We start from the raw sequence: 18,936 nt of genomic DNA on the forward strand, positions 1-18,936 counted from the left end.
ACGAACCTGATCGGCGACGAGGTGGCGGACTGGGCGCGGCTCGCCGCCGAACCGCAGACCGCGATCCATCTCTACGGCAAGCGGGAAGCCCGGCCCGGCCGCAAGATGGGCCATGCGACAAGGCTTTACCCGCTGGGCAAGAGGCCGCCGGTTACACCTTCTTAACTCTCGAGGTTCCAAGCTGGCAGGGGGACAAAACGCCCCCGACCGAAAGCGCATCGAATGAAGCGCGGCGGAACCGCAAGAAGGGCATCGACATGGCCGCAGAGCAGGCCGTAGCCGAGCGTGACGAAGGCGCCGCAACGAAACTGCGGCGCTTCATGGACGAAACAGCGCCAAGCGCGGGACGTGCCAGCGCCTCGCCGCGTTTTGGCCCGCCCGCACTCACCGATCTCTTTGCCTATTGGAACGACCTGCCGCGCCGCGACGGCATGCCCGATGCCGCGGACTTCGACCCGCTGACGCTGATGCAGTGGCTTCCCGACATGACAATGGCAAGCCTGAACTCCCCGGACGAGATGATCTTTCGTCTCGTCGGTACGCGCGTCGCCGAACGCATGACGCACGACCCGACAGGCACGAATATGCTCGACCTCCTCTCGGCGGAGACGCGCCGGCAGGTTGCCCGCGACATGCACGAGATCGGCATGCGTCCCTGCGGCTATCACGCACGCTACATGAATGTTTACGGCTCGGGCCGCGTGTCGCATGTGCAGAGCATCTATCTGCCGCTGCGCGCACCCGTGGGACAGCCCTGCCGGCTCATCGCCGTGCACGCGCCGGAAGAAGCGCTGGAATATCAGCGCCCCGCCGACCTCACGATCTGCGCCACATCCATCGACGAAATCGTCTGGATCGATGTGGGCTATGGCACGCCGGAAACGGCCTAGCCGCGATACCGCAATCTGCCGAGCAGCGCGAAGGGATCGGGGAGTTTCGCGGCGACATTCTTTGCCGCCGCCTTCGCCTTCTCGATCCGCATGATGTCGTCGATACGGCGGTCAAGAAACTCCCAGGTCCGCGCGAAGCCTTCGGAATCGTCCGAGAACCAGTAGAGCGTGACCGACGAGAAGACGCCGGCGAGCGTCGCCCGCTTGGTGTAGAAATTGAAATCGGTGGAGGTGTCGCCGACGGCGCGCCAGATCGCATCCACCGTGCGGTAGAGCGCGCGGGGCCCGCGCGCGCCGGATGTCGGCAGCGCCAGCAGCGTGATGGCCCGGCGCATGGCCTCGCGATGCGCGAGATCGGCCTCGATGCGCGTGACGACCGCGAGCTTGATCCGCTCCCGGATTTTCATCGTGGCCAGGTCTTCCTTCGCCAGCGCCTCTTCCATGCGGCGGTCGCCATCGGCGAGGAAATAATCGACGAGATCGACGACGCCGTCCGGGAAGGCGAGACGCATTTCGCCATGCGCGACGCCCGCCGCGTCCGCCGCCTCGCGCAGGAGCCGCGGCGTCCAGCCGTCGAAGGCGACATTGGGCAGCGCACGGCCGAGGATTTTCGCCCGCACGGCTTCGAGACGATCCGTCTTCGGCTTGCCCGTACCGGGACGCTTCGCCCCGGGGCTTCGTGTCTCAGGCATCGGCTTTCTCCTTTTCGCTCTCTCTGGCCTCCGCGCGCGCGGCGAGCCATGCGCGGGCTTCCGTCTCGAAGATCAGTTCGGTGAGATCGTCCATCCGCTGCGGATAGAGGATGCCGTCGAGATGGTCGCATTCATGCTGGACGACCCGGGCATGGAAGCCCTTCGCCCGGCGCTCGATCAGCGCACCGTCGGGCCCGTAACCCCGGTAGAGAAGCTCGGTATACCGCGGCACGGCGCCCCGGAGGCCGGGAACGGAGAGACAGCCCTCCCAGCCCTTCTCCATCTCCGCCGTCAGGATCTCGATTTCGGGGTTGATGAGGATGGTGAGGGGGGCGGTACGGTCGAAAGCCTCCGCTTCGTCGATCCCTTCCGGCAGGCGGCTCTCCGGCGCCTGGAAGACCACGATCCGCCACGGCTCATGGACCTGCGGCGCCGCGAGCCCGGCGCCATTGGCGTCGATCATGGTTTCGATCATGTCGCGGACAAGCGCCTTCACCTCCGGGGCGGTCGGGTCCGGAACGGGCTTGGCGACACCCCGGAGGACGGGGTGGCCCATGCGGGCAATCTTGCGTATGGCCATGCGAGGAATATGAGGCCGGGGGCCGGTTCCGGCAACGGCCACCAAGCCGCAGGGGCCGGATTCAGGCGCTTTTCAGGGCTCGACAGTGGACAATCCCCCCAAGCTTTGCTAGAAAGCGGCTCGTTTGCGGGGCCGGACCCGGTCATCGCTGCTAACCTATTGAATCGAAAACAGGATCAGCTCGTGCAGGTACTCGTTCGCGACAACAACGTCGATCAGGCCATGAAGGCGCTGAAGAAGAAGCTTCAGCGCGAAGGCGTGTTCCGCGAAATGAAGCTCCGGAACTTCTATGAGAAGCCCTCCGAGAAGCGTGCCCGCGAGAAGGCCGAAGCGATCCGCCGCGCCCGCAAGCTCGCGCGCAAGCGCGCCCAGCGCGAAGCCGGCATCGTGACCGCCCCCGTCAAGAAGTAATCCGGCCCTTCGGAGCCGAACGGAACGCCTCCGGTTTTCGGGGGCGTTTTTGTTTTTGGGATCAGAGCCGCTTCGACATCAGCCGCTCATAGTTGCGGTAGCCGGCTTCCCGATAGATGCGCTGCGCGCGCGCATTGCCTTCCAGCACATAGAGCCTGATTTCGCCGATGCCCGAGGCCTTGGCATGGGCCTCCGCCGCGTCCAGCAGCAGGCGGCCTATGCCCTGCCCGCGCGCCGCCTCGTCGACGCTGATGTCCCAGATCATCGCGTGGCGGCGGTGCTCGGGCCGCACGAAGGCGCCGGGGTCTTCCTCGAAGGTGTAGCAGATGAACCCGGCGACGCGGCCCTGCGCCTCGGCGACCAGCATGACGCCGCCCTGGGCCTCGATCTGGCCCTCGACCCAGGCGAAATGCTCGGCGGCCGCGGAGGCATCCGCGCGGTTATCCTCGATCTCCGTCTCGAAATCGTTGAGCACGCCCATAAGGCGGACAAGCATGGGCCTGTCTTCGGCCCGTGCGGGACGCACAACGGCATCGGCCATGTCAGAAGCGTTCCTCTCCGCGCTCGCGCACCGGATCCGGGAAGTCGCGGTAGAGGCCGAACTGGATGTTGCGGACCAGCGAGTTGACGCCGTGATGCTCGACCTCGACCGGCTCGGCGCGCGTCGCGACCCAGTTGAAGGCGCTGTCGAGCTGCGTCATGTCGGTCACTTCGATCATGAAGTGAAACTCGCCGAGATGCGATGGCGCGAGGCCGAGCTTCTTGCGGGTGAGCCGCCAGCCCTCGATGACGCCTTCGGCTTCCAGAAGCTCCATGTAGCGCGTGAAGGCCTCCGCGAAGTCGATGTCGCGGACGCCGGGCTTCAGGTCGCACCAGCCGTGATAGATGTCCATGGATTCAGCTCCGGCTGAGGGTCCTGGCGGCGAAGACGGCAAGCACCACCATCGTGAATTCGACGACGAGCGGCGTTGCGATGCCTTCCGGCGCACCATCGACGGCAATGCCGACAAGACGGCCGAGAAAGGCGAGACCGTAGAGCGCCGCCGCCCCGAGCAGCCAGTGCGGACGGCCGCCGAAAAGTGCCAATCCGCTCGCGAGCGCGCTGGCAAGAAAGAAAGCACCGATATCGGCGCGAAGCGCATTGAGCCCGATGGGCGAAAGCGCCCCGAGGCCAAGCCCCTCACCCGTCTCAGCGGGCGACAGAATCATCATTACGCCCATCGCGAGCGAAAAGAGCCCCACCAGCACGGCAGCGATACGAGCTATCCAGATCATTTTTGTTTCTCCCCTCTTGATACCCACCCCGGACGAAAACGGGCGGTGCCCATCTTGAGCACCGCCCGCCTGTTTCGTCCAGCCGGAACCTTGCGCGGTTCGGCTCAGAGGTTCTTGACGATTTCCTCGACCATCTTCTTCGCGTCGCCGAACAACATCATCGTGTTGTCGCGGAAGAAGAGCTCGTTCTCGACGCCCGCGTAACCCGAACCCATGCCGCGCTTCACGAAGAGAACCGTCTTCGCCTTTTCGACATCGAGCACCGGCATGCCGTAGATCGGGCTTTGCGGGTCGGTCTTGGCCGAGGGATTGGTGACGTCGTTCGCGCCGATGACGAAGGCGACGTCGGCCTGGCTGAACTGATTGTTGATGTCTTCCAGTTCGAACACTTCGTCGTAAGGCACGCTCGCTTCGGCAAGAAGCACGTTCATGTGCCCGGGCATGCGGCCCGCGACCGGGTGAATGGCGTAGGAAACCTTCACCCCTTCGGCCTTCAGGACATCCGCCATTTCACGCAGCGTGTGCTGCGCCTGCGCGACCGCCATACCGTAGCCCGGCACGATGATGACGGAGCCGGCATTCTTCATGATGAAGGCCGCGTCGTCCGCCGAGCCCTGCTTCACGGGGCGCGTCTCGACCGCACCGCCACCCGCCGCCGACGTATCGGCGCCGAAACCGCCGAGGATGACTCTGATGAAGGAGCGGTTCATGCCCTTGCACATGATGTAGCTGAGGATCGCGCCCGACGAACCGACCAGCGCGCCGGTGACGATGAGCGCGAGATTGCCGAGCGTGAAACCGATGCCCGCCGCCGCCCAGCCCGAATAGGAGTTCAGCATCGACACCACCACCGGCATGTCGGCGCCGCCGATCGGGATGATGATCAGAAAACCGATGACGAAGGAGAGGATGGTGATGGCGAGGAAAAGCTCGGTCGTCTGGTTGGCCGGATCGGCGACGATGTAGCCGATGCCGCCGACGATGGCGAGCGCGAGCGCCGCATTGATGACATGACGGCCGGGCAGCATGATCGGCGCGCCCGACATGTTGCCGTTGAGCTTCGCGAAGGCGATGAGCGAACCGGAGAAGGTGATCGCGCCGATGGCGACGCCGAGACCCATTTCAATGAGGTTCGCGCCGTGGATGGCGTGATAGGCGCCGATGCCATAGGCCTCGGGCGCGAGGAACGCCGACCAGGCGACGAAGACCGCCGCGAGACCAACCAGCGAATGGAAGGCCGCGACGAGCTGCGGCATCTGCGTCATGGCGATGCGGCGCGCAATGACGGCACCGATACCACCGCCGATGGCGAGACCGACGACGATCAGCGTCCATGTCAGCGTGTTCTGCGCCTGCAGCACGGTGAGCGTGGTGACGATCGCGATCGTCATGCCGATCATGCCGTAGGTGTTGCCCTGACGGGAGGTCTCGGGCGAGGACAGGCCACGCAGCGCGAGAATGAAAAGAACCGCTGAAACGACGTACAGCAGGGCCGCTATGTTGGCTGACATGTTCGTGGCCCTCTCAGCGCTGCTTTTTCTTGTACATGGCCAGCATCCGCTGCGTGACCAGGAAGCCGCCGAAGATATTGACGGCGGCAAGGACCACGGCGACGAAGCCGAAAATCTTGGAGAGCCAGCCGCCCTCACCCGCCAGCGCGACATCGAGGCCGACGGCGGTGAGCGCGCCGACGATGATGACCGACGAAATGGCATTGGTGACGGACATGAGCGGCGTGTGGAGCGCGGGTGTCACGCTCCAGACCACGTAGTAGCCGACGAAGATCGCGAGCACGAAGATCGCGAGCCGGAAGATGAAGGGATCGATTGCGGCCGCTTCCATCAGTTGCCTCCCTCGCGAAGTGACGGATGCACGACCTGACCGTCCCGGGTCAGGCAGGTGCCCGTGATGATTTCGTCTTCCCAGTTGATCGCGAGCGCTTTCGTCTCCTTGTCGATCAGGGGCGTGATGAAGTTGAGCAGGTTCTTGGCGTAGAGCGCGGAGGAATCGACCGTGAGCTGGCCGGCGACATTGGTGTCGCCGATGATCGTGATGCCGTGCTTCACGACGCGCTTGCCGGCTTCGGAGAGCGGGCAGTTGCCGCCCCGCTCGACCGCGAGATCGACAAGGATCGAACCCGGCTTCATGGTCTTCACCATCTCTTCGCTTACGAGCTCAGGCGCCGGACGGCCCGGGATGAGCGCGGTGGTGATGACGATGTCCTGCTTCTTGATGTGTTCGGCGACGAGAGCGGCCTGGGCGCGCTTGTACTCGTCGCTCATTTCCTTGGCATAGCCGCCGGCGGCGTCGCCGCTCTCTTCCGATTCGACCATGATGAAAGTGCCGCCGAGGCTCTGCACCTGCTCCTTGGTGGCGGAGCGCACGTCCGTCGCCGAGACGATGGCGCCGAGACGCTTCGCCGTCGCGATCGCCTGCAGGCCCGCGACGCCGACGCCCATGATGAAGACGCGCGCGGGCGCGATGGTGCCCGCCGCCGTCATCATCATCGGCATGGCGCGGGTGAAGGCCGCGGCCGCGTTAATGACCGCCTTGTAGCCGGCGAGGTTCGACTGCGAGGAGAGCACGTCCATGGACTGCGCGCGCGTGATGCGCGGCATGAATTCCATCGCAAAGGCATTGATGCCCGCGTCGGCATATTTCTTCAGGCGGGGCTTGTCGTCCCACGGGCTGAGGATCGCGGCGAGCATCGTGCCGCGCTTCATCATGCCGATCTCTTCATCCGACGGGGCGCGCACCTTGAAGACGATGTCCGCATCCTTGAGCGCCTCGGCTTCGCTCGACGCGATGGCGGCACCGGCTTCCCGGTAGACGTCATCGGCGATGGAGGCATGCTCGCCGGCGCCCGATTCCACGATGATCTCGAGGCCGAGCGCGGTCAGCTTCTTCACCGTCTCGGGCGATGCCGCCACACGCGTTTCGCCGTCGAGCCGTTCCTTGGGGATCGCAAGTTTCATGGACCGTCGCCTGTTTTCCGGGCGGCTGCGAAAACCGCAGCCGCCAAGTGCGAATAAGAATTATTCTTATATGAAGCGTTAGAGACTGAAAGCAAGCATTGATTCCAGCCTGCCCTGCCCCAACTCGCCTTAAAGGAGGAAAATCGCCATCAGCACCAGCGTGAGCGCGATCAGGGCCGAGCCCCATTTGCTCGCCGTGATGAAACTGTCATAGGTGCCGAGGTGCAACTTAACGTCCATCTCTTCGCCCCAGCCGTCTTGCTTCTCTGCCATGGTACCTCGCCCGCTTGATGCCGCTCGTTAACGTCGATTTGAGCGAGGCGGACTATAGCAAACGAACCGTCCGCGGCAAGCACCGCGACCGGCGGCATTGCGCTAAATCCATGCAGCTCATGTGCAATTTCGTACAAGGCGACGCGAAGGCTCAGCCTCCGAAAGGCGACGGGATCGGCCCCGTTGCCGCCTTGCGCGACGGCGCGGAATGGTCCCAGTCGGCCAGCAGCGCCCGGAGCGCCGCCACGAAGGCCAGCGGCTGGTCGAGCATGACGTGGTGGCGTGACTGCGGGATCTCGATGACGGGCGCGGAACTGCCGAGCAGGCTGAACATGTAGTCGCCGATCTCCGCCGGCAGCAGCACGGAGAACTCGCCCCGCATGATGGCGATACGGCACCGCGTGGCGGCAAGCCGCGCGCTCATGTCGCCGATATCGAAACGCTGCCAGATGGCCGGATCGAACTTCCAGGTCCAGCCGCCCTCGACTTCCTTCAGCGAGTGGCGCGCGATGTAGTCGACGATATAGCGGTTTTCGCAGGGCTGCGGCGGCGCCAGACGGAAGCGCCCCATCGCCTCTTCAAGCGTCGGATAGATGCGGTGCGGCCGGAACTCGCGATTGGGCGGCCCGCCCGGCCGGTCCGGCGGATTGACCGGACTGTCGACGATGACGGTTCCGGCGAGGCGGTCGCCATAAAGCGCACCCGTCAGGATGGTGATGAAGCCGCCGAAGGAATGGCCGACGATGATCGGCGGCTCTTCGCCGTCGAAAAATCCCGCATCCTCGCAAACCGCGATCTGTTCCTCGGCGAAGGTCTCGATCGTGTATTTGTCGCGCCAGCCGCTGTCGCCCATGCCCGTGACGTCGATGGCGGCCACGGAATATTCGCGTGCGAGAAAAGGCGCGACGAACGACCACCAGCGCGCATGCGCGCCATTGCCGTGAACCAGCAGCAGGCCCGGCCGGGTGCGATCGCCCCAGCGGAGATAATGGACCTTCGTGCCCGCTACCTCGACATGACGGCTCTCGGGCTCGACGGCGATGGCGCGCGAGAACCAGCCGGGCGGAACCGCGATGGACGGGCCTTCCTCGTCGCCCGGCGCAAGTGCGAAATCGCTCATTTGGGCGGCCTCTCGCCAAGCGCCTTGAAGACGCCCGTGCCCGACATGATGGTGCGCTCGCCGCACCAGATCCGGCCCTGCACGGTGAAGAAATCATCCTCCGCGCCGACGACCTCGCCGGTGCCCTCGACCCATTCGCCGATCTTCGCGCCCGACAGAAAATCCGTCAGCAGGCGCACCGTCACCCAATAGCGGTGGGTGCTCATGGTAATCGCGTGGCCGAAGGCCATGTCCGCGAAGGCCATCAGCATGCCGCCATGGCAGTTGCCCATGCCGTTGGTGTGATACTCCTGCACGAGAAAGGCGCGCGTATAGCGGCCATCGGCCTCGATCTTTTCATAGAGCGGACCGATCTGGCGCCCGAAGCCGTGGAACCAGTTGAGGTTCACATAGCCTTCGGGCAGCGCGATGGTGTTTTCCTCGAGGAGATCGTCCGTCATCGCCGGAAGCCTTCGTTAAACGCGGAAAGGAAGGGAACCGCTCAGGCGGCGAGCGGTACGCCCGCCTTCTTTAGCGCGGCGCTCTGGCGCTTGTCGAGCTTCGCAACGTCGAAGTTCTCGATGGTCTCGTTGAAGAGCCTGTGGAAATTAAGCTCTGCGCCGAGATGGAGAAAGACCGAGCCGAGACCGACGGCCGCGCGATCCATGAAGACGAATTCCCGTGGCGGCGTCACGGGCCCGAGCTCGCGCAGACGCTTGTGGACACCGAAGGCTTCCTTGCGGCCATATTCGCCCGGGCGAATACCGTCGGCGACGGAACGCACGCGGTTATCGAGCAGCGGCGCATAGATGAAACCGGCCCAGACATTCAGGACGTCGATGAGTTCATTCGAGAGATTGCGAAAGCCCCAATTCTCATAGGCCGCCGCGGCGCGGTCGCGATCGTCCGTTTCGAGCGCGCGGTAAAGCTCGACCACGCCCGCGACGAAGGCCGGCGGGAAGATTCGGATGCAGCCATAATCGAGGAGATTGATGCCGAGATCCTGTCGCACCGTGTAATTGCCGAGATGCGGATCGCCGTGAATGACGCCGTAATGGCTGAACGGCATCCACCACGCGGCGAACATGGTCTCCGCGATGCGGTTTCTGTCTTCGAGCGGATGGTCGCGGAAGGAGAGCAGCGGCTTGCCCTCGAGCCAGCTCATGGTGAGGAGACGTTTCGTCGAAAGCCGGCTGTAGACGTCCGGCACGTCGATGCGCGGATCGCCGGCGAAGATATTGGCGTAGAGACGCATATGCGCGGCCTCGCGCTCGTAATCGAGTTCCTCGCGCAACCGGTCGCCGATTTCCTTGTACATTTCGCGCGTGTCGATGGCGCTGTCCATCCGGCGATGGATGGAGAAGATGAGACCGAGCTGTTTCAGATCCGCATCGACGGCCGACTGCATGTCGGGATACTGAAGCTTGACGGCAAGTTTCTCGCCATCGTCCGTCGTCGCTCGATGTACCTGTCCGAGAGAGGCCGCGGCGGCGGCTTCCTTCTCGAAGGTGCCGAACCGTTGCTCCCAGCCGGGCCCGAGTTCGGCGCGCATCCGGCGTTTGACAAAGGGCCAGCCCATGGGCGGCGCGGCGGACTGAAGCTCTGCAAGTTCGGCGGCAAACTCGGCGGGCACGGCCTCCGGGATGGTCGCGATCATCTGCGCGACCTTCATGATCGGCCCCTTGAGGCCGCCCAGCGCCGATTTGAGCTCCCGCGCGGTGCGGCCATCCGCCTGATCGAGACCGAGAAGCCGCGCGCCCGCCATGCGGGCCGCGATGCCGCCGACGCCCGCGCCGACCTGCGCATAGCGCTGCACCCGGCGGCCAAGACGGTTCGCCTCGCTGTCGCGGGTCTTCGGCGGATCGCCGCGCGGCGGCTCTTCGCTCATTCCATCGCCTCAAGCTCGTCGATGAAGCCGCGGATCATGGAGAGGCCCTTGTCCCAGAAGGCGGGATCGCTCGCATCGAGCCCGAACGGCGCGAGCAGTTCCTTGTGGCGCAGCGTACCGCCGGCGGAAAGCATCTCGAAATAACGCTCCGCGAAACCTTCCTGCGCATGTTCGTAGACCGCATAGAGCGAGTTCACGAGGCAATCGCCGAAGGCATACGCATAGACATAGAAGGGCGCATGTATGAAGTGCGAGATGTAGCACCAGTATGTTTCATAGCCCTCGCCGAGGTGAATGGCGGGGCCGAGGCTCTCGCCCTGCACGTCGAGCCAGATGCGGCCGATATCCTCCGCCGTCAGCTCGCCTTCCCGGCGCGCTGTGTGGACGCGGCGCTCGAACGTGTAGAACGCCGTCTGGCGCACGACCGTATTCAGCATGTCCTCGACTTTGGAGGCGAGCATCGCCTTGCGGCGCTCCTTCGTCTCCGCGCCGGCGAGGAGCCTGCGGAAGGTGAGCATCTCGCCGAAGACGCTCGCCGTTTCGGCAAGCGTCAGCGGCGTATCGGCCATGAGCGGACCTTGCTTCGCCGCGAGCACCTGGTGAACGCCGTGACCGAGCTCATGTGCAAGCGTCATCACGTCGCGCGTCTTGCCCTGGTAATTGACCAGCACATAGGGATGTGCGCTCGGCACGGTCGGATGGGCGAAGGCGCCGGTCGCCTTGCCCGCGCGCATCGGCGCGTCGATCCACCCCTTGTCGAAGAAGCGGCCGGCAATCTCCGCCATTGCCGGCGTGAAGCCGCGATAGGCGTCGAGCACCGTATCGCGCGCTTCGTTCCACGAAATCACGGCGTCGTCGGAATGAGGCAGCGGTGCATTGCGGTCCCAATATTCGAGGCGGTCGAGACCGAGCCATTTCGCCTTCATCGCATAGTAGCGATGCGAAAGATCGGGATAGGCCCGCCGCACGGCATCCACCAGCGCCTCCACGACTTCAGGCTCCACGCGATTGGCGATGTGCCGCGATTGCGCGATGTCTTCGAAGCCGCGCAGGCGATCCTCGATCTCCTTGTCCTTCGCCAGCGTATTGGTGATGAGCGTGAACAGTGGCGTGTTTGCCTTGAAGGTCTTAGCCAGCGCATGCGCGGCCGTCTCGCGCTTCCCTGCATCCTTGTCCGAGAGGAGATGCAGCGCGCCCTCGACCGTCAGCGTCTCGCCGTCCACTTCGAAGGAAAGCCGCGCCATCGTCTCGTCGAAGAGGCGGTTCCACGCCGCATGACCGGTGAGGCTTTTTTCATGGAGCAGCGTTTCGAGCTCGTCGGAGAGCTGGTAGGGCCGCATTGCGCGCAGATCGCGCAACCAGGGTGCGTAATGCGCGAGCGCCGGATCCTCCAGTGCCTTTGCCAGCACATCGTCCTCGATCCGGTTCAGCTCGAGCGCGAGGAAAAGGAGATCGGTGGAGATCGTGGTGATCCGCCCCTGCATGTCGCCGTAAAATTTGGCGTTGGCGGGATTGACGTTGTCCTGCGCATAGAGAAGCCCGGCATAGGACATGAGGCGGCCGAGCCTGTCCTCGATCTCCTCGAAGCTCCTGAGAGCGCCGGCTATCTCCGCGCCTCCGCCCGGCGCGGCGGCCAGCTTGCCGATACGGCCCTTGTATCGCTTGTTGAAGTCGGCGGCCGCCTCCGCCGCCCAGGTGAGATCGGCCTTCACCTCCGGCGCTTCGGGCGCTGCGTAGAGATCGGCGAGATTCCAGACCGGAAGCTTCCCAAGCGCCTTTTCCTCCGCCTTCGCGCCTGAAGCGGACGAATCTGGAGCGAAAGGGGGGATTGGACGCAACATCGGGATACTCCATCGGAAGAGGCGGGCCTCGAACCTATATTGCGCGCGGACCCCTGTCATTCAACGGAAGGGCGGAGTTGGCCTTAACAATTGCGGCAATCTCCACAAAAGAAAAAGGCCCCAGCCTTGCGGCTGGAGCCTTGATCTTAGGTTCGTCGGTGCTTCAGCAGCCCGCGACAACCGCACGGCGGTTGAGCGGCTCACGCACGCCGTCACCCGTCTGAACGGCAAGCTCGGTCTCGCCACGCGATACCGCGCTGCAGAGTTCCTTGCCCTGAGCCGTCAGCGCGTTGGACACGGAGTCCGCACGGCGCTGGCCGAGTGCCTGGTTGTAGGCATTGCTGCCCGACGTATCGGTGTGACCGACAACCGACAGGGCACCGGTCGTTTCAGCGACGATCTGATCGATCACCGACTGCGCTTCCGGCGTCAGGTTGTACTTGTCGAAACCGAAGTAGATGGTCCACGGACCCGACGGCGCCTGAAGGGCGCAAGCCGTGAGAGCCTCGTAGAACGCGGCCTTCTCGGCTTCCACGCGATCCGGCTGTACCGGGCCGCCTTCACCGCCGAAATAGGAGCCGTTCACGCCGAGCTTGTTGTCGCTCGCCTGTTCGACCCAGCCGTCGTAGTAACGCTGCGCCTTGGCGCATTCGCAGCCGCGATCGGTGCGGCCGCCATTGTCCAGTGCAGCCATGAGCTTGGACCGGGCGTCCTGCAATTCAGGCAGATCGCTCGAGAGAACCCCTTTTGTGGCGGGGTCGAAAGGAAGAACGGTTTCGCCAGCAGCCGCGGCGCGGCCCTTGGCGACGATCGTGGCCGTATCGACCCAGTTGCAATCGACATAGGCTTCCGAAGTCGCCCTGTCCTGATATTCGCGAGCCAGGCAAGCATTGAAGGTATCGCCCTGAATGTCTTCATGCAGGTACGATTCCGCCGTCCACGTGCCGCAACCAGCCAGCACAAGGAAAGAACCCAACGCTATAAGCCGGGATATCATTTTCATCCCAATCTCCGTCGTTATTTCGCTCTGCCCCCCGACGATACGACGGGTGGCCCGGACCCCACCGGTAAGCCCTCATAAGCCTAATTTCATCGCACGGAACCGCAGAAACCATCAACCCGTATTGGAGGAGAGACACAAGTTCTGCGCCATGCGTCACATGTCGGCAACACTGTTGCCCCGCGGAATCGGCGCCCCGGAAGCCGGAAAGAGCGCCGATCGCGGCTCCTGAGCGACTGTCCCAGCTTGTGCCACTAACCGGCGATTATCGGCCTAAGGATTAAGGGCCCCTTTACCAATACGGCCCAATATGAGGCAAAGGCGGGGTTTATCCCCGGTCCGCAGCCATTATGCTACCGAGGAACAGAATGACCCAGGCCATTCTCATTGTGGATGACGATCCGGCCCAGCGGCGGATTCTGGAGGAGGTCGTTAACCGTGACGGCTACCGGGCTGTCCCCGTGGATGGCGGCGAGGCGGCGCTGGCCTATCTCGAAGGACCGGGCGGCGCGGAAATCTCGCTGGTGATTCTCGACCTCGTGATGCCCGGCGTCGACGGCATGGAGGTCCTGAAGCGCGTCCACCCCAACAAGCCGAATCTCCCCGTGATCGTCCTCACCGCGCATGGCGGCATCGAAACCGTCGTCAACGTGATGCGCGAGGGCGCGTCGGACTTCGTCGTGAAGCCGGTAAGCCCCGAACGCCTCCACGTCTCGATGCGCAACGCCCTGAAGGTGAACGCCCTGACAGGCGAACTCTCCCGCCTCCAGAAACGCAAGACCGGCCAGCTCACTTTCTCGGACATCATCGCGCCGAGCGCCGCCATGGGCCCCGTCATCCGGCTCGGCAAGCGCGCCGCGCAATCCAACATCCCGATCCTGATCGAAGGCGAGTCGGGCGTCGGCAAGGAACTGATCGCCGCCGCCATCCAGGGCGAGGGCGACCGCGCCGGCAAGCCCTTCGTCACCGTGAACTGCGGCGCCATCCCGGAAAACCTCGTCGAGAGTATCCTGTTCGGCCACGAGAAGGGCGCCTTCACCGGCGCCTCGGACAAACATGCCGGCAAGTTCCAGGAAGCCTCCGGCGGCACGCTCTTCCTCGACGAGATCGGCGAACTGCCGCTCGACATCCAGGTGAAGCTGCTCCGCGCGCTGCAGCAGGGCGAGGTCGACCCCGTCGGCTCCAAGAAACCCGTCAAGGTCGATATCCGCCTCATCTCGGCGACCAACCGCGACATGCTGCAGATGGTGAAGGAGGGCCGCTTCCGCGAAGACCTCTATTACCGCCTCAACGTCTTCCCGATCCATGTGCCGCCGCTGCGCGAGCGCAAGGACGACATCCCCGAACTCGTCGCGCATTTCATCCGCCGTCTCGCGGCGGAAGAAGGAAAGCCCGTCGTCGGCATCTCGTCCGACGCGCTGTCGATGCTCAGGGCCTATGACTGGCCGGGCAATGTGCGCCAGGTCGAGAACACCGTCTTCCGCGCCATCGTGCTGTGCGACGACGAGATGCTGCAGGTCTCCGACTTCCCGCAGATCGCGAGCATGGTGGACGGCTACCAGGAAGCGGCGATGCCGCGCGCGGCAACCGCCTATGCTCCGCACACGTCCCATCCGGCGGCCGGCGGCGCGGCCGAACCCGGCTCCGTCTACCTGCCGCAACAGGCGCAGCCGCAACCCCAGAACCACACGCTGGCGGATTTCGCCCGCTCGAACTTCTCCGACGGCATCGCCATCACGGACGAGGCCGGCAATGTCAGGAAGCTGGAAGAGATCGAAGCGGAAATGATCCGCCTCGCGATCGACAAGTACAAGGGCCACATGACGGAAGTCGCCCGCCGCCTCGGCATCGGCCGCTCGACGCTCTACCGCAAGGTGCGCGAAATGGGCCTCGAGGTGCGGGAGAACTGAGACGACCCACCCTTCTTCGTTGGACAGGAACGGCGCGGAACCCACTCCGCGCCGTTTCTCTTTTGGGTGGCCCGAACCGGGGATAAAGCCCCGCCGGAACGGTCCCGGGAGGGCGATTGTCATCGAATTGTCACGGGATTGTCATAATCATCCGTAGACGGACTTATCCCCGCCCCGCACCCCGTCCGCCGGACGTTCCCGTCGCCAGCGCGACCCCCGCCTGCAACACTTGTCCCCGCCCTGCCCCGGCTCACCGCGCCACACTTGTCCCCGCTGTGGCGCGAACACCATGTGGCAGGAATGTATGTGGCGAGGAGGATACAGGGGGATAAGGCAGGCCCGATCTTAACTTCGGCTTCGGGATCATCCCACCGATCCTCCGGCCCTTCGTTTTTCGACCGCTTCTGACCCGAAGTGGTCATTCGGGAGCTTTATGCCAGTTCGTCACGCCAAAGGTTTTAACCAGTAGCATGGGACGTCACGAGCCGCTCCGCTCTATCACTTCAATTGAGCTACTGAAACAGCTCGCGCAACCACCTGCCAAGCCGAACCCACCATTTGCGATCGTGCGCACGGGCAGTGTAGTAGACCTCCCGCCGCTTCTGCTCCGCATTGCGACCAGCCTCGATACGCGCTTCGCTCCATTGGCCTGCCCAAAGCGTCTTGCCGCCTGTAATCAAGTAGTGAGAACGACATGTCAGCTGCCAGTTTCCGACAGATGGATCGAGGGTCGGCCCGCCGGCGGTATCGCTCACCTGCCATTCCGTGGGACCGAGCGGTGTCGTCACCTTCGTTCCGCATCCGCACGCGCAAAGGTGGGCGGCGATATCGAACTCGGCGGCCACATAAAGCACTCCGGGCTTAAGGGTTTTGGGAACGTACTCCACACGTTCGAGGCGGAAAGACTCGATCATCTGGGCTCACCGTGAATCTTGAGGTCGTTGACCTTGAAGAGGAAGTGATCGAAGCCATTCTCGTCGAGATAGAACCCTTTGAGCTGCTTGTATCGAATGACGGCAAGACAGGCATTGAGAGCGTTCAGCTCGGCAGTCTGCACCGTGACTCGATACTCGTCATCGGGATGGTCGGAAAGTTCGGCCAGGTTACGATCCCGCATCGTCTGTGCATTGGCTGGCTCATAGTAGGTGGCGCGCAGCGTGCCGTTGATCGCATACTGCTTGCGATTGAGACCCATGCCAACATCGATGAACGGGATTTGCAACTTCATCAGCAGATCGAAAATCCCCCGCCGCGAGCTGCCCTTATCGACGCAGACAAAGGCAAATGTCACGTCCTTCAGCTCCTCGATACAGGATTCATCGATGAATTTCGACAGGAGCGTGATGCCGTGCCGGAAGTTCTCGTACCGCCCCTGATATACCTCAGCCTTCGAATGATCGAGTTCGCCATCATCCGCCAGTCTGCCCGGCGAACGAAAAGCGTTGTGAACATGATAGAGATCGCGGTCGAAGCCGAGGATGCGCGCGACCGGCGTCTTGGCCATGTAATCAAGCACGTACGAGCCGGTGCCGCCGAGGCCGATGATGGCGACAACCTCATTTTTGAAGAACTGTGCCAAGTCGCCGATCTCGGCGCTGCTGGTCAGCGTATCGGCGAATTTGAAGACCGATTCTTCACCTTCCGATTTCACCTGTCGGAAAGTGAGGGGAGTTACCCCATAGCGTTCCATCGCGGGGCCGCTAAGAATGGCCACGTAGCGATCGATCTTAGCGACATGATCAGGATAACCGCCAGTCGGCTTGTTCGACATCGACCGCTGCACGACCACGTCGGTGCTGATCAAGGAAAGGCTGTGTGACCCACCGGCAAGGTTGGGGATGGGCTTACCATCAAGACCGTACGGGTGCGAGCCCGCGAAGTAGATCTGATGGTTCTTCATGACAAAGCGCTTCTTGTCCGTGGACTTCAACGTGCACACGATCGCGCCCCAGCAGAGCTCGCCTTTGTCGTCGAGATAAGGAATGTCCCGGACAACCAGGTGGCCGCTGTCGAGCGCGAGCGCGTAGCCCTTCACAAGCAGCTGTTCGATGTCCTTGTTATGCTTGACCAGTTCTTGAAACATTGAACACCATGCCATTCTTGATCTTCACAGTGCCGCCCGGCGACAGCGTGCCCTCGGGCTTGTTGCCCTGACCGCGCTTGTAGGTGACCGAATAGGTCGTCTCCGGATGCTGGGGATACTCGGGGTCCGCCAGCGTTACGAGTTCCACGTACGTCATGTCATCTTTCTCGACCTCGTACGGGGTTCCATCGATGACGATGGTGACCGTCTTTTTCTTATCCTTCTCTTCGTTGGTCATTTGCCTGTTCCTTTCGCGTCGAAGATGGGTGGCAGGTTCTGCTTAACCTGCCACCCGCTGGATTTTCTACTTCTTGTCCGGACGCTGGGTGAGCGCCGAACCCGCTGCCGTCTTTGCCGCCTTACTCGCCTTCGGGTCCCGCAGGACCTTCGACGCCGCCGAGGCAGCCTTCTTGCTGGTCACTTCCGACTTCGCCAAACCACTCACCCCCTTTCCGGGAACATTGACCTAAACGTCAAACTGGTAGTATCGTATCCTACGAATACGTAGGATATCCGGGTCTGAAAAAGCCACCTAGCGGTGGCGGCCAGCATCCTACGTATTCGTAGGAATAACATAGTCAGGAACGTCGTGTCAAACAAGCCGGAGAATGGACTCGAATTTGGGGATCGGTTGCTGGCCGCCCGTGAAGCAAGGGGGCTGAACCAGACTGAGCTCGCGAAGGCATCGGGGCTGCAACCCGCCGCTATAGGGCATTTTGAAAAGAACAGGCGCAAACCGTCGTTCGCAAATGTCCGGGCGCTGGCCAAGGCCCTAGAAGTGTCGGCAGACTACCTTCTGGGACGTTCGCCCACCATGAAGGGCGCGACGACCGCATTTCGCGGTGAGGAAAATCTGTCGGCGGGCGACCGCGAACATATCCAGATGATGATCGACCTCATCAACAAGAAGAAGGGCGGCGATGGCTAAGTTCCAGCTCACAAAGGCGCGACAGCACGGCGAGCGCGTCGCCGCCGAGAAAGGTTATACGGCTTTCCCGGTTAATCCGTTCGCCATCGCTGAGTCCGAGGGCATCCTGATCGTTCCGAAGCCCGCCGAGATCAAGGGTGTCAGCGGTGGAATCATCTTCGATGAGGACGTGCCATCGATCTTCTATGCCACCCACATCGAGAGCGAAGGGTTCCAGCGCTTCACCGTGGCGCATGAGCTGGGACATTACTTCTTGGACGGTCATCCCGAGGAAATCCTGAAATCAGCCAAGATGCATGTCTCGCGGGCAGGCTTCCGTCAGGGCGATAATTCCATCGAACTCGAGGCCGATCATTTTGCCTCGGGCCTCTTGATGCCCACCCAACTCGTGAAGAAGGAGCTGACATGCGGAGTCATTGGACTTGCCGGTGTCGAGCAGCTCGCCAATCGATCGCAATGCTCATTCACCGCTGCGGCGATCCGCGCCGCCGAGTGTAGCCCTTACCCAATGGCCATCGTCGTGAGCCAGGGATCGGACGTTTGTTATTGCTTCATGTCCGAAGGCTTCAAAGGGCTCGGCAAACCGCTCACGTTTCTGCGCAAGGGCTCGCCCCTACCTCTCAGTGCGACGCGGGACTTCAACAGCGATTCAAACAACGTTCGCTACGGCAAGCGGCAGACCACCGAGACCACACTTGCCGACTGGTTCGACGGCTCCAAGCAAATTCGCCTCGATGAGGAGATCGTCGGACTTGGCTCGTTCGGCTGTACGCTGACGGTGTTTTCGAGCGACGCCTTAGCCGAAGATCATGCTGACGAGGACGCGGATGAAGAGGCAAATCTGATCGAGAGCTACACCCCGAAGTTCGCTTACGGTCGCTAGTATCCTCAGGTCCCGGGCTACGACGTAGTCGAACAGCTCGACACGGACGAACGTCGACCTACCATTATCGCAATGTGCCACTGTTCCGGTCGAGCTCGCGGAACGTCCGCTCTTGGCGCAAAGCAGCTCTTTAGACGGCCAGGTAAGGGGCGACGCGCGTTTGAGGCAGAAAATATCCGTCGGACTTTTTCCATGAGGCCCTCACCCC

The 18,936-nt window shown here is 63.0% G+C and carries 23 protein-coding genes and 1 pseudogene; 6 read left to right on the plus strand and 18 right to left on the minus strand.

Annotated elements, in window-relative coordinates; all coding sequences use genetic code 11:
* Both Q8S60_RS01380 and Q8S60_RS01385 read left to right on the plus strand, forming a co-directional pair.
* Window positions 1–165: pseudogene (locus Q8S60_RS01380) on the plus strand (5-(carboxyamino)imidazole ribonucleotide synthase); the annotation flags it as partial.
* 92 nt (window positions 166–257) lie between these two features.
* Entirely contained in the window at window positions 258–890 is a 633-nt protein-coding gene (locus Q8S60_RS01385) for a PAS domain-containing protein (RefSeq protein WP_305326136.1), read from the plus strand.
* On the opposite strand, the gene Q8S60_RS01390 is transcribed toward Q8S60_RS01385, so the two are convergent.
* Both Q8S60_RS01390 and def read right to left on the minus strand, forming a co-directional pair.
* Window positions 887–1,582 (minus strand): COQ9 family protein, encoded by a 696-nt coding sequence (locus Q8S60_RS01390; RefSeq protein WP_305326137.1) that lies wholly within the window; start codon window positions 1,580–1,582, stop codon window positions 887–889. The two genes, Q8S60_RS01385 and Q8S60_RS01390, sit on opposite strands and share 4 nt — an antisense overlap.
* Complete coding sequence (def, locus tag Q8S60_RS01395) at window positions 1,575–2,162, minus strand: peptide deformylase (protein ID WP_305326138.1); 588 nt, start codon at window positions 2,160–2,162, stop codon at window positions 1,575–1,577. The genes Q8S60_RS01390 and def overlap by 8 nt, the downstream gene beginning before the upstream one ends.
* Window positions 2,163–2,345: 183 nt before the next feature.
* On the opposite strand from def, the gene rpsU reads away from it, so the two are divergent.
* Window positions 2,346–2,573, plus strand: a complete 228-nt coding sequence (gene rpsU / locus Q8S60_RS01400) for a 30S ribosomal protein S21 (RefSeq protein ID WP_305326139.1) — start codon at window positions 2,346–2,348, stop codon at window positions 2,571–2,573.
* A gap of 61 nt (window positions 2,574–2,634) precedes the next feature.
* On the opposite strand, the gene Q8S60_RS01405 is transcribed toward rpsU, so the two are convergent.
* From Q8S60_RS01405 to Q8S60_RS01460, 12 genes are all read right to left on the minus strand, one after another.
* A complete protein-coding gene (locus Q8S60_RS01405) occupies window positions 2,635–3,114 on the minus strand; it encodes a GNAT family N-acetyltransferase (RefSeq protein ID WP_305326140.1) in 480 nt (159 codons plus the stop codon).
* A 1-nt stretch (window position 3,115) separates the two neighbouring features.
* Complete coding sequence (locus Q8S60_RS01410; RefSeq protein WP_305326141.1) at window positions 3,116–3,466, minus strand: DUF6614 family protein; 351 nt, start codon at window positions 3,464–3,466, stop codon at window positions 3,116–3,118.
* Window positions 3,467–3,470: 4 nt separating this feature from the next.
* Window positions 3,471–3,848 (minus strand): DUF4345 family protein, encoded by a 378-nt coding sequence (locus tag Q8S60_RS01415; protein ID WP_305326142.1) that lies wholly within the window; start codon window positions 3,846–3,848, stop codon window positions 3,471–3,473.
* Window positions 3,849–3,952: 104 nt separating this feature from the next.
* A complete protein-coding gene (locus tag Q8S60_RS01420; protein ID WP_305326143.1) occupies window positions 3,953–5,359 on the minus strand; it encodes an NAD(P)(+) transhydrogenase (Re/Si-specific) subunit beta in 1,407 nt (468 codons plus the stop codon).
* A 13-nt stretch (window positions 5,360–5,372) separates the two neighbouring features.
* Window positions 5,373–5,747 (minus strand): NAD(P) transhydrogenase subunit alpha, encoded by a 375-nt coding sequence (locus Q8S60_RS01425; RefSeq protein ID WP_370867314.1) that lies wholly within the window; start codon window positions 5,745–5,747, stop codon window positions 5,373–5,375.
* Window positions 5,690–6,823 carry a Re/Si-specific NAD(P)(+) transhydrogenase subunit alpha gene (locus Q8S60_RS01430; protein WP_305278323.1) on the minus strand — a complete coding sequence of 378 codons (1,134 nt, stop codon included), beginning with the start codon at window positions 6,821–6,823 and terminating at the stop codon, window positions 5,690–5,692. Before Q8S60_RS01430 ends, Q8S60_RS01425 begins: the two co-directional genes overlap by 58 nt.
* Window positions 6,824–6,952: 129 nt before the next feature.
* Window positions 6,953–7,096 carry an aa3-type cytochrome c oxidase subunit IV gene (locus Q8S60_RS01435; RefSeq protein ID WP_305278324.1) on the minus strand — a complete coding sequence of 48 codons (144 nt, stop codon included), beginning with the start codon at window positions 7,094–7,096 and terminating at the stop codon, window positions 6,953–6,955.
* A 151-nt stretch (window positions 7,097–7,247) separates the two neighbouring features.
* Window positions 7,248–8,216 (minus strand): alpha/beta fold hydrolase, encoded by a 969-nt coding sequence (locus Q8S60_RS01440; RefSeq protein WP_305278325.1) that lies wholly within the window; start codon window positions 8,214–8,216, stop codon window positions 7,248–7,250.
* A complete protein-coding gene (locus tag Q8S60_RS01445; protein WP_305278326.1) occupies window positions 8,213–8,656 on the minus strand; it encodes a PaaI family thioesterase in 444 nt (147 codons plus the stop codon). Before Q8S60_RS01445 ends, Q8S60_RS01440 begins: the two co-directional genes overlap by 4 nt.
* A gap of 41 nt (window positions 8,657–8,697) precedes the next feature.
* Window positions 8,698–10,083, minus strand: a complete 1,386-nt coding sequence (locus Q8S60_RS01450) for an AarF/ABC1/UbiB kinase family protein (protein ID WP_305278327.1) — start codon at window positions 10,081–10,083, stop codon at window positions 8,698–8,700.
* A complete protein-coding gene (locus tag Q8S60_RS01455) occupies window positions 10,080–11,924 on the minus strand; it encodes a M3 family oligoendopeptidase (protein ID WP_305278328.1) in 1,845 nt (614 codons plus the stop codon). The genes Q8S60_RS01450 and Q8S60_RS01455 overlap by 4 nt, the downstream gene beginning before the upstream one ends.
* Before the next feature lie 163 nt (window positions 11,925–12,087).
* On the minus strand, window positions 12,088–12,927 hold the full coding sequence (locus Q8S60_RS01460; RefSeq protein WP_305278329.1) for an OmpA family protein: 840 nt from the start codon (window positions 12,925–12,927) through the stop codon (window positions 12,088–12,090).
* Window positions 12,928–13,292: 365 nt separating this feature from the next.
* Between Q8S60_RS01460 and Q8S60_RS01465 the strand changes: the two genes are divergently transcribed.
* Entirely contained in the window at window positions 13,293–14,834 is a 1,542-nt protein-coding gene (locus Q8S60_RS01465) for a sigma-54 dependent transcriptional regulator (RefSeq protein WP_305278330.1), read from the plus strand.
* 512 nt (window positions 14,835–15,346) lie between these two features.
* Here Q8S60_RS01465 and Q8S60_RS01470 read toward each other — a convergent pair.
* The 4 genes from Q8S60_RS01470 to Q8S60_RS01485 all read right to left on the minus strand — a co-directional run bounded on the left by Q8S60_RS01470 (window position 15,347) and on the right by Q8S60_RS01485 (window position 17,362).
* Window positions 15,347–15,748, minus strand: coding sequence for a DUF6527 family protein (locus tag Q8S60_RS01470; RefSeq protein ID WP_305278331.1), 402 nt, complete (start codon window positions 15,746–15,748; stop codon window positions 15,347–15,349).
* The gene (locus Q8S60_RS01475) at window positions 15,745–16,917 is read right to left on the minus strand and encodes a ThiF family adenylyltransferase (RefSeq protein WP_305278332.1); all 1,173 of its coding nucleotides are present in this window, start codon (window positions 16,915–16,917) and stop codon (window positions 15,745–15,747) included. Before Q8S60_RS01475 ends, Q8S60_RS01470 begins: the two co-directional genes overlap by 4 nt.
* Window positions 16,892–17,155 (minus strand): multiubiquitin domain-containing protein, encoded by a 264-nt coding sequence (locus Q8S60_RS01480; protein WP_305278333.1) that lies wholly within the window; start codon window positions 17,153–17,155, stop codon window positions 16,892–16,894. Before Q8S60_RS01480 ends, Q8S60_RS01475 begins: the two co-directional genes overlap by 26 nt.
* 66 nt (window positions 17,156–17,221) lie before the next feature.
* On the minus strand, window positions 17,222–17,362 hold the full coding sequence (locus Q8S60_RS01485; RefSeq protein ID WP_305278334.1) for a hypothetical protein: 141 nt from the start codon (window positions 17,360–17,362) through the stop codon (window positions 17,222–17,224).
* 144 nt (window positions 17,363–17,506) lie between these two features.
* Between Q8S60_RS01485 and Q8S60_RS01490 the strand changes: the two genes are divergently transcribed.
* Both Q8S60_RS01490 and Q8S60_RS01495 read left to right on the plus strand, forming a co-directional pair.
* Window positions 17,507–17,845: a helix-turn-helix domain-containing protein gene (locus tag Q8S60_RS01490; RefSeq protein ID WP_305278335.1), complete on the plus strand. Its 339-nt coding sequence runs from the start codon at window positions 17,507–17,509 to the stop codon at window positions 17,843–17,845.
* Window positions 17,838–18,728, plus strand: coding sequence for an ImmA/IrrE family metallo-endopeptidase (locus Q8S60_RS01495; protein ID WP_305278336.1), 891 nt, complete (start codon window positions 17,838–17,840; stop codon window positions 18,726–18,728). Before Q8S60_RS01490 ends, Q8S60_RS01495 begins: the two co-directional genes overlap by 8 nt.
* Window positions 18,729–18,936: the final 208 nt, after the last annotated feature.

It is taken from the genome of Parvibaculum sp. (genome assembly GCF_030694575.1).
Classification (GTDB): domain Bacteria; phylum Pseudomonadota; class Alphaproteobacteria; order Parvibaculales; family Parvibaculaceae; genus Parvibaculum.